The organism is Pseudomonas sp. PIC25 (genome assembly GCF_002286785.1).
In the GTDB taxonomy this organism is placed as follows: domain Bacteria; phylum Pseudomonadota; class Gammaproteobacteria; order Pseudomonadales; family Pseudomonadaceae; genus Pseudomonas_M.
This window is the reverse complement of the sequence record NZ_MUJY01000095.1, coordinates 1-10879: the sequence shown is the minus strand read 5'-3', so window position 1 is coordinate 10879 and position 10879 is coordinate 1. Positions and strand designations below refer to the sequence as shown.

Annotated in this window: 8 protein-coding genes; all 8 read right to left on the bottom strand. The window is 49.3% G+C overall.

Annotation, left to right across the window (positions count from 1 at the left end):
• Nucleotides 1–288, bottom strand: a 288-nt coding sequence (locus tag BZL41_RS11655) for a hypothetical protein (protein ID WP_143518071.1), incomplete at its 3' end; no start/stop codon positions are given.
• A gap of 92 nt (nt 289–380) precedes the next feature.
• Nucleotides 381–803, bottom strand: a complete 423-nt coding sequence (locus BZL41_RS27965; protein ID WP_143518070.1) for a hypothetical protein — start codon at nt 801–803, stop codon at nt 381–383.
• A gap of 10 nt (nt 804–813) precedes the next feature.
• The gene (locus BZL41_RS11650) at nt 814–1602 is read right to left on the bottom strand and encodes a hypothetical protein (protein ID WP_095599452.1); all 789 of its coding nucleotides are present in this window, start codon (nt 1600–1602) and stop codon (nt 814–816) included.
• Nucleotides 1603–1624: 22 nt separating this feature from the next.
• Nucleotides 1625–2578, bottom strand: coding sequence for a hypothetical protein (locus BZL41_RS27960; protein ID WP_143518069.1), 954 nt, complete (start codon nt 2576–2578; stop codon nt 1625–1627).
• Between the two features lie 773 nt (nt 2579–3351).
• A complete protein-coding gene (locus BZL41_RS11640; protein WP_095599450.1) occupies nt 3352–4404 on the bottom strand; it encodes a hypothetical protein in 1053 nt (350 codons plus the stop codon).
• 5 nt (nt 4405–4409) lie between these two features.
• Nucleotides 4410–5555: a hypothetical protein gene (locus tag BZL41_RS27955; RefSeq protein ID WP_143518068.1), complete on the bottom strand. Its 1146-nt coding sequence runs from the start codon at nt 5553–5555 to the stop codon at nt 4410–4412.
• A 188-nt stretch (nt 5556–5743) separates the two neighbouring features.
• On the bottom strand, nt 5744–6892 hold the full coding sequence (locus BZL41_RS27950; protein ID WP_143518067.1) for a hypothetical protein: 1149 nt from the start codon (nt 6890–6892) through the stop codon (nt 5744–5746).
• A 1-nt stretch (nt 6893) separates the two neighbouring features.
• Nucleotides 6894–10793, bottom strand: a complete 3900-nt coding sequence (locus BZL41_RS28520; protein ID WP_218224504.1) for a hypothetical protein — start codon at nt 10791–10793, stop codon at nt 6894–6896.
• Nucleotides 10794–10879 lie beyond the last annotated feature (86 nt).

Here is a 10879-nt window from a genome sequence, read left to right as displayed (position 1 = left end):
CACCTGGGCCCGCTCGTAGGCACCCAGCGCTTCGCCGATCTCCCGCGCTTCCCGCCCGCTGCTGTCGTATTCCACGTACACCGGACGGTTGTTCGGGCCAGGCACGATGGCCCGCGTGTAGACCGCGCCATATTTGTAGTAGGTCTGCGGGATGTAGATCCCCGGCAGCGAGAGCAGGCCGAAGGCGCTCGCCGACGCGGCACCGCCTCCCAGCATCGCGGCCAGCAGGAGACGCGGCAGCAGCCCACCGGTCAGGTCGGCGAGTCGGGGAAAGAGGCGTCGGGACATGGCCAGTACATCCATTTCAGGGCTCTCGCCTTATTCCCAACTCACAGAGGGAATTATTGAGTCACTGCAAATCTGAAATCAAAGCAATCCAGTCAGCTTGTTGCAGACGACAACAACTCTGCCACTCGCCCTGGGCTGAAAAACACCTCTTCTTCAGCACAACGATTCCCTCGCGTGGCACTTTCTCCGTTTTTAGGCAGCTCGACATAACAATACCCACCGTCCTCGAAGGCCTCCAAGGCCCCCATCACGAACACATTAGCCGCTGTTAATGCCGAGATATAACGCGCAGGGTCCGAATCGCTCCGTAATGGCCAGGCAATCAATACGCGTCCATCATCCAAAACTTTCACCTCTTCGGGTAATGGTAAAAACTCCAGCGCATTGAACATCGGTCGCCATTGCAGCTCGACATCTTCTTCCAATACAGGTTTCTCGACAGAAAGATTCAGCAGCAACTGCGCGCACTTTTCCTCTTCGCTAACAGCCACCAAAACATAGAGGAGACACTCCATGAAATACCCCCTAATATTTAATCTCACCATTAACAAAATCAATATGATGTGGCAGTCCTGAATAAATCTCCCCAACCATCAACTGCAAAGAAGGAGGCAACTGTTTACTGGAATAACGACTGAGAAACTCTAATAGAACGGGGTCACTATAAACCAACTCAGGATTGTCAGCTTCTCCTGCCAGCAGTGCCGTGAGCCGTTTCCGAAGCGACAGCAAAAATTCCTGACTTGCCGGCAGATCTTTTACCTTCTCAAATTGAGATTCGACATAATCGAGCATTGTTGACCCGACGGTCTGAGAAGCTGAAGCACCATTGTGCAACTTAACAAAGACCTTTACGTAAAGTCTCAAGAAAGGGAATCGGCCGGCATCTGGATCTTCAAGCCATGGAATCCTTTGGTCAGCCAAACACTCCACAACATAACGATATCGCTGGATAACTTCCCCCCACTTCTCTTCCTCGTTTGGGTCGAAGTGCACCCGAAAAAGCTCCACCGCATGAACCGCGCAATAAATAGGATATTCCCGAAAAATTGAAACGATAAACTCCCTATCGATAGAAGGAGCACACAAACAAATCAATAGCGGTTCCATAGCCCGCATTGCCCTTTCATGCTCCTCAGGTAATAAGCCCTGAAAGAAGAGGACCTTCAGATACGGGGCATAATCCTCAGGGAGGCTTATCAACCACTCCCTAACAAAAGACACCAATTCCTTATAATAGAATTTTCTGCCTTCTATATTAAGCTCGTGATTCTCATCAAAAACACGCCGTATGGATTCAGCATATTGAGTCATAGAGCCTCACTTCACTTATTCATTAACCATCAAACCTTATCTCACCATTAACCCATTCTATGCGACTCGGCAGCTCGGCATATAATGCATCAACCTTGTTTTGTAAAGACAACGGCAGCCTTCTCTCAAACATCCGACCCAAGAACGATACAAAGAATTCATCACGATAAACCAGATCAGGATTCTCAGCATCCCCGGCCAATAAAGAACTCAGCCTTCTCCAGAGCAAAGGTAAGTTCTCAACACTCCTTGGCAACTCCTTTATCTCTTCAAACTCCGACTCAACGTAATTACTTACCCTAGCCCCAATAGTTCCAGCTGCTGATTCACCACAATCCAAACAATAAAAAACACCAATATAGAACCCCATATATAAGTAGCGAAAGTCTCCTTCCTCCCCTTTTAACCAACCAGCACCTTTATCTGCCAAATATTCAACGATAGACATAAAACGCTCCACCACCGCCAGATACTCGGGGCGACTCTTACCATCGAAATGAACCCGATACAAATCCACAACATCAAAAGCACAAAGAGGCCGGTACTGATTGAATATTGAGACAACATAACCCCTATCAATAGATGGAGCTGATAAACAGATTAGAAATGGCTCCCAATATCGCAGCCCTTCTTCGTACTTCTCAGGCAACATACCTTGAAAAAAAAGAGTTTTTAGATAAACCCCGTGATCATCTGGAAGATTGAGCAACCACCGCCTAGTGAAGGACACTAACTCTTTGTAGTAATGCTTGCGCTCATTAGACTTCAAATCTTGGCTTTCATCAAATAGCCGACGCGTTGCTTCAATATGTTGACTCACATGAACCTCCAAATCCGACTTTTTCGGCGAGCGCCTCGCTTTTTTCCTGAATGGCATCAAGACTATCAACATAGCGCTGTATTTGCTGCAACTGGTCTGGAAATAGCCCATACACCCAAATATCTGCTGAATAAAATACTCATCGATATCTTCCAAAGTATCAAGTTGGTCCTATACAACTGGATCACGAAATTATGACGGGTATTTCAACGGTCTCGAACGCTGTTTGGTTTATACCGTTCTTATCCAAATCCAATATTTTACGGAAGTCAGCCTCCCTTACTGGAGGACTGGCAAAGTGTTCTTTCAGTAAGCCCAAATAGGTCCCAGAATGACCACGCACGCGAGTAGTCACATGACGCGGCTTTCCGGGTCCTGCTGGCGGACCTTGGCTAGGCGCTGCACCAGTGCCCGGAAGGAGGCCGCCGGTATCACCCGCCGACGCGGCGCCGCCTCCCAGCATCGCGGCAAGCAGGAGGTGCAGCAGCAGCCCACGGGTCAGGTCGGCAAGTCGGGGGAAGAGGCATTGGGACATGGCCAGTACATCTATTTCATGGGTCCTTGAGCCGCCTCAGCGGCTCTGGTTCACAAGGTAGTCGGCTTGGAGTCTCCGAGTTACAGGGCCGCCAGATCGAGGCTGAACTAGCCATGGACGGTGATGCCGGCCGGCTGGACGCTGATCTCACGACTGTCCGAGCCGTAGCCGCGATTGCCCTGGTCCGGGTTCAGCAGGAGGGTGTAGCGACCGCCCGGAATGTTGCGCTCGGCGCTGTCGCCATAACCGAAGTTGAACCAACCAGACTAGAAATCGTTTAAATGGGCAAAGAATCACTTCACACCAGAGCACCAAGTGGTGCTCTGGGTTAATACCGGATTGTTAAAGAGCGATTCGGCCAATCTCGAAGAAGGCCACTCCCGACGATTCTCTGCTAAGCCTTATTTGTATTGATGGCAACTAAAACAGCCAACAACGGCAACAAAAGCAGCAGAGATAAACCAATCACCAGCACTTGACTTAGTACCGTCTGCCGCTTCGCGCCAGCATTGAATGCGTTGCCCAACCTTGCTTTTTGCAGCACTGCCGCCAAACAACCAGCGCATATGGCAGAGACAACCGGGAAAAGTCGGTCATACGGAGTGCCGGGCAAAGATAAGAACAGCAAAATACTACCAGGCACAACTATTGCTCCGGCCACTAGCGTTTTGAAAAACGCCGCTCTATAGCCGAGCCGCTTATAGTTAATGGCCAGCCCATAGAATCCGGCAGCCAAGGTGCCGAACAGAGTCATAAAGGCAATTTGCAGAGGAGTGTAATAACGAAGCGCCGCCCCACCATCCGATGTCCGTTCGGATGGAATATCTTGGGATAAGGGAGCGGGAGACACTCTATCCGGTGATGCCGGCGAATCGATGGCCCTAACTATGAGCCTGTCTTTGATAGCTCCATCCTCGATACCCCAGATGATAGGAGAAATCGGTTCGTTTTCGCCCCCTTGGTAGTGCTCAATGCAAATGTTGACGAACAGTTCTTGGGTTATGGATTGTTTAGGGTCGTAGGGGGCAACCAGTAACAAACCACGAACAGGTGTGCAGGCCAGCAGACGAGGGGCGTCGAGCAACTCATGAGCCTCGTGCAGACGCTCCGGCAATAGCAGACACTCGGCAGCATTGAAATGTCCGCTAAAGGCCAAGAACTTCAGGCGTAAGTCGCCACGCTGCTCATCGATAATCACCCAATCGATTGGGGCTAAAGCACTGCGTAACGCCGACAGCGCGGCTTGATGCAGCTCCGATAGTCGCTCAGCATTCCCCTCTACCGGCAGGTATGCCAGGTTCTGCCCCTGATCCAGTGTATACAGCAACTGGGGAGCCTGCTCGGTCAGGCCCGGAGATACCCCCGGAATCGACTGACTCAGCAACCCGTGACCATTCTGATTACGTAGCCATGCGGGGGACTTGAGCAAGGGAAAGAGCTTATCCACTGCCTTTATGCCTGTGGTCGATGGGGTGAGATATAGGTTTTTTTCCAGTGGAAACACTCGATAAAACCTGCAAGCTGGGAATAGACCAACCACTGATCGCCAACCTGAATAGTATTTGTCGCAACAGGACGAGTGCTGCGCCAGACCACCTCACCTGAATACTTATCCCACGCCATAGGAAGGTCATTTGATTGGCCGTAAATCAGATCGCCAGGGCAGTTCCGTGCCACTACGCTGCGCCCCTCAGACCAGAACCAGACATAAGGATCATCTAGGGACAAATCCAAATAGAGGGCGTAACCGTAAACGGTGGAAAGCGTCAACACTACGCCGGAATCACAAACACTTATAAGAGAGGCACATGCATGCTCATAACGTAATTTCTCCGCTTGCATATGGGCTTGCAGCGCCTCTAACTGCAAATAGCGAATCTCGCGTAGAAGCTGGCCGCTGGCGATATCAATTAGCAGCAGGGTGTCGCCGGCAAGAACATAAGCTCGGCCATCCACACAAGTGCTAGCATTCACACGTTTTTCTGGAGACCTGAAGCGACAAGACTCTAGCGACAACTCGAACAAATAACGCTGCTCGTTTAATGAATAAACAGCAAATCGGCCATTTGAACGCTGTCCACACATAAAGTCGCCCTGCCATGGACCAGAATAGCGAATATCCAGATCAAGATGCTGAACGATACTCCTAGTATCAGCATTAATGACATCTACTCCCATTTCAGGAACATGGTAGCCGTATCCTCGATAGACCCGACCTTCCCTATAGTGCAGCCAACCTGAAGGTTTCCAGTCAATATTTAGGAGCCCCTCAGCCTCACTGTAGAGCCTGCTTACACCATCCAGTCCTATGACCTCAGGCATTGCACCACAAATCACAAGCGCTTCATTAGACTTATGAAGAATTCGAGGACCTGCCGTAGTTACTTCGCTTGAATAAATGTTGGGTTGATCTTGTAAATTTCCGTCTAAACTATTTAGATCAACTTTCTTTAGAAAACTTCCCGCCCCCAAGTCAGAATTATCATTGCAAGAATAAAGCACATATAGCTCGGCACCGGATAGGCAGGTAGAGATAGCACATTCGCTTAGAGGAGACGAACCAAAAGCACCCTTTCTCGGCGGCAAACCTGGCAGCATATCAGTCACCTTGAAGTAAAAATAAGGTCAAGGAAATACGTTCTCTTCCTCGACAGCAAACCAAATATAATTACTAAGTGGCTACCAGAAAATCAAGTATACATGCGAGCTGCGCCAAGAGCTAACGTCACAGCACCTGCTCCCGCGTTCGGCTCGCAAGGATTATCAGCTTACTTTTTGGTCTCCACTTATAAAGCATTAGGCCGGTGCGGCGAAATATAGGTTTTTTTCCAGTGATAACAATGAAGATATCCCGTGAACTGGGAAAGAACTAACCACTGATCGCCAATCTGAATAATCTTAGTTGCAGTCGGCTGGTTGGTTTCCCAGACTATTTCACCAGTATATTTGTCCCATGCCATGGGAGTAGAGTCGGATAATCCGTAAACTAGATCGCCTGGAGTGTTTAGAGCTGTCACTTTTCGCCCTTCAGACCAAAACCAAACCATGGAGTCATCCCGGGATAAGTCTAAGTAAAGTGCGTAACCACCAACAGAGTAGAGCGCCAATACTACGCCTGAGCCACAAACACTCATACGAGAGGCGCAAGCCTGCTCCAAACTGAGACGCTCTGCTTGCATATGATTCTTAAGCGCTGCCAACTGTAGATATTTTACCTCGCGCAGTAACCGACCGCTGGCGATATCAATTAACAAGAGTGTGTCGCCAGCCAGTACATAAGCCCGATCATCAACGCAAATGCTGGCGGCTATTCTTCTCTCTGAGTTATCGAAGCGATAACACTCCAAAGACAATTCACAGATATAACGCTGCTCAAGAAGCGAATAGATAGCGAAGTTGCCGTTTGCACGCTGGCCACACATCAACTCACCCCGCCAAGGCCCTGCATAGCGAATATCCAAATCCAGATGCTGAACAATGCGCTTGGCTTCCGCATCTACAATAGACACCCCCCTTTCTGGAGCATGGTAGTCGTAACCGCGATATATTTTACCATTCCAATAATGCAACCAGCCATAAGTATTCCACTCAATACTGAGGCAGCCCTCGGCCTCGCTGTAAAGCGAGGTTAATTCATTCAAGTTAATAATTTCTGGTTGCGCACCACAAATTATTAAGGCGTCATCATCAATATGTAACTGACGCGAACCAGCGACATTTACCTCTCGCGAATAGATATTTGGTAGCTCCCGTATATCTCCATTAAATTTATTGAGATCAACCCGTTTCAGGAAGCTTGATTGCCCGAAGGCAGGATCTTCATTACCAGAATAAAGCACATAAAGCTCCGCACCTAACAAATAAGTAGACACGGCACAACGACTGATATTTTTTGGCTGATAGCGGCTCTTCTTAGCTGGGATACCCGGTAACATATTAATTCACCTTAGAAGTCAGAGGATCAATTAGCTCTCCCACAACATGGAAGGTAATATCTTTCTTGCAATTAAATTCAGGTTTTACTAGGGGAATCAATTTCAGATATTCGCCACAAATATCCAATACCGCCTTTTTACGAGCGGCCAGACTAACCTCCTTACTAAACCCATCCCCCATCCATTCGAAGTGCAAATGAGGCTTACCCTTTTCCCAACCAGTCCTTCCGTCATTCAGAGCATCAAGAATCTTGGTATCAAAATGCTTAGCAACCTGCGTTCTAAGATTTTCGAGCTTATATAAGCTAGTATAGTTCTTAACTTCGATAAATAACGGCCCACCACTCTCGGTAAGCCCCTCAAGAAAAGCACCTTCCGCATCAATACCCTGCTTCATAACACCATTGATCGGTACCATGTCGCCGACCTTCAAATTATCGGGGTCAGTGACTCGAACAAAGCCATCCAATGGGTTTTCCCGAGGGAGGTTAGGGCTAGCTTTCATCCGCTTGAACATCGCCGCCTCACCGTAGATACCACGGATATTTCCCATCGCCGGCGCCGCCAACTGGTTAAAGGCTTGCCGTTGATTTGCCTCAGGAATATAGCGCATGGCGTCTATCAATTTATCGAAGGCGGTCTCGCCATCAGCCAAGACCTTGGACATATTCTCAAAACGGAAGCCCCCCATAGCCTTGATATCCAGGTTCTCCATATTGTCGAGGAATTTCAGGATACTCTCGCCCCGTCCTGCTTTAACAAACTCGGCCAGATTGTCGACCGTCTGCGCCGACATTTTCAATCCTCCAACAGCTGCATCCGCGGCCCGAGTAGCACGTTCGATGATGCGGGCGAAAAGCATGGCTTCCGCCTTTTCCATAGCCAGTTGCTTAACCAGCGACTCCATCCGATTGGAAATATCGATGCCACATAGCGGCGCTGCATAAGCCGAAGACACCGCAAGGGCCATGGGGGTCAGGCGGGCAAATTGGTAGTCGTTCGAGGGGGTTACGTTGTAAACGATGCACGGTTGATATTTCAATTTACGAATATTGATAAAAGCGATAAAACCGCGAGCGCTACCGCCAATATTCCTCAACAACCCCCAAGCGGCCAGCGAGTTTTCTTTAATCAAATCGATAAAGACGTCCTTGAATTCCATCAACTGTTTAATGGCTTTCTCGCGCCCTTCCTTCCCACTGAAGATATTAACCAACAATTTAAACGACCAGCGTACGATCGTGCCGCCAATTTTTAAAATTTGTACTGGCTCCCGGACGAAAACTTCCTTAAGCGTTTTCTTCAATACCGCAAGGGCACCCTTGACGGAAACCATGGCTGCAATGGAGCCAGGTGCCCCCGTTCCCAGGGTGCCAACGGATGTAGCCACCGTAATTATGGTAAGTGTGAGACCTATACCCGCAAAGGCCAATTCGATCTTATCGACCTCATCAAAGCGGCCATCACTCCATAGATAAATGGCTTTGCCCAGTTGATAAATATCCGAGATGCTTGTCATCTCAAACAGGAACTGGGTCGCGGTTTTCAGGGCATCCAGTGCTGTTTTTCCAGCTTGTTTGAGCATTTCGATAGCCTCGGCCATAGCTTGGCCATCGACCACCGCTACACCACCCTCGTATTCATCAGCTAACTGTGACGACTCGGCATAGACACGATCCACAGGATTACCGAACAAGGTAAGCCGACTGAACGCTCGACGGTAACGCAACTCTTGCTCTTCAGCCTGAGCCACGCCAGAGTCCTTTGTAATAGTAAAGCCGACCCTAGCTCCTAAAGCATTGAGTTTCGCCGTGCCACCAGAGATAGAAACACGTGCCTTACCCGTCTGATCGAAGGTGATGGTCTTTTCCAATTCACCATCAATCAACACCAAGGAGCCCCGGGAAGCATGAATTTGCCCCAGCTTAAGCTCACTGATATTTCCCTGGAGACCTTCGCCAATTATAAGGTTGTTAGCAAAACCACTGTTATTGGGTAAACCGGGAGCTGCGACGGTATCTCGCCCGGCATTCATCCCAAGCGTCAAGAGACCTTTCTTGAGTTGTAATCCGGCAAGATACCAAGCTCCAACTTCTACAGGATTGGAAGAAACGACTGTAAAGTCGCCCTGATCGGTAGATACGCGCGCCTGCAAATGGGCAACACCGTCTTGAGTGACAATACGCAACTCGTAGCCATTCGAATTATTGCTACCTTTACGAAACAACAGCGCCTCGGAACTCAGCGAGGTCACCTTGAAGCGAATGCTCGCATAATAATCAGTATTGAAATCCAAGGAGTCATCATCGACGACGAACAACCGACCACCACTAAATTTAATACTGCTACCAGGCTTAAAGTAGGAATCCGTTTCATCCCAGCCGACACTGCCTTCGACGCGAGCCTTTAATCCGCCGATGGTATCAATCTGAACATTACGCCCTTCATCGTCTACATCGAACCCGGCCATGGGAAACAAGGCGACAGGTGCAACATTCTGAGTGAAGAATCCCCCAGCACTTAAGGTTACCGAGGTATTGGGTGTTCCATAAACGGTAGCATTGGTCGATTGCACGACCGGCTGAGCAACTTCTCCCTGCAGAGTTTCAACCTGATAAACGCTCTGTTCTCCCAAGGCAATAGAGGCGTAATCGAACTGGATAGACCCCTCGGGGTCTCCGGGGATCACACTGTAGTTCAGGTCCTTGCTAACGCCACCGATACTGACAGCAATGTGCCCGTCGGTCGCAACATCATTATCAATCTTGAATTGTGCCTGTACGGTGGTCCCAGTTACTACCGCCGGCCCAGAAATCGAGCCAGCCGAATTATTCCAGTTAACCTCCAGGGGTTCCTGAGGTGCCTGATTCAAAGTGACACTGATAGTGCCCGTTTGACCAGGGCTGAATTGGCCTGCTGAGAGCGAGGCAGTCAGTTCCAAAGCCTTCTTCTCGATAACGACTTGGGAATTCACCCCCCCTGTAGAAAGAATAATTTCAGTGGGTAGTGTTTCTCGCCCCACTGTATATTCAGCGGTAACTTTCCCCCCGAGGCCGACAGAGGAGTCTGCACGTTGCAACTCACCGCTATACCCCGTGTTCCAACTGACAGGAGTACCTTCTTGGACAGGATTGTTGTACTGGTCGAAAATCTCTCCGGTGATCGTTGTTTTATCTACCCCGGAACTCAACAGAATGGCATCAGCACTACTCAACTTTATCGTCTTTGGCTCACCTGCCAGTACCGTTATTGAGCCATAGGTTAATTCTGTTCCAACCACAACTCGCTCATCATCCGACGCGATGACCTTTGCGGTTATTACATGTTCGGCGCCAGCTTTTGTCGATGCGGTCAATTTGTTATGAAACAATCCAGCGGATGAGTCGGTTATTTTATTCGCCAGTTGCCCGCCCCCCGTCACGCTCCAACTGACTTTGATATTTTTAGGGTGCTCTTCATCCTGGGCTGCTATCGGCAAATAGGCGAGCAGCTCTACGTCTCGCCTATCCACACTAATATAATTAACGGGTGATTGTCCGAGCAGATCGGAGCCGAACGCAAATTCCCATAGGGCATTGGCCGTATCGTTGTTGGCATACAGGCGAAGGCTGAGGTAGTCGTCAGGTGAGAGCCCGCCTAGATGTTCGATATTCTCGAAGCGAATGTTTTGTGACGCACCAATGGTGGCTTTTATTTCTTCCTCGCCAAAGGCCAACACCAGTTCGCGTTCGCCTTGGTAGCTCCATGATTCCAGGGCACCAAAAGAGGACTGGATCAAGTTATAGAGAAAACTCACATAGCTATCGGAGCCGTTTATCTGTGGCTGAGCGACGTCCTTGATGTCCGTACCGTTTCCTTGCGTATCGAACTTACGAATTGCCTGAACATTCAACTCATACAAACTAAACTGCAACTCCGGTCGATACTGCCAGGCGTACAGCGGTTCGGGTTTCTTCAGGTCCAGGTCCGGGTTGTCTTTTTCCGCCT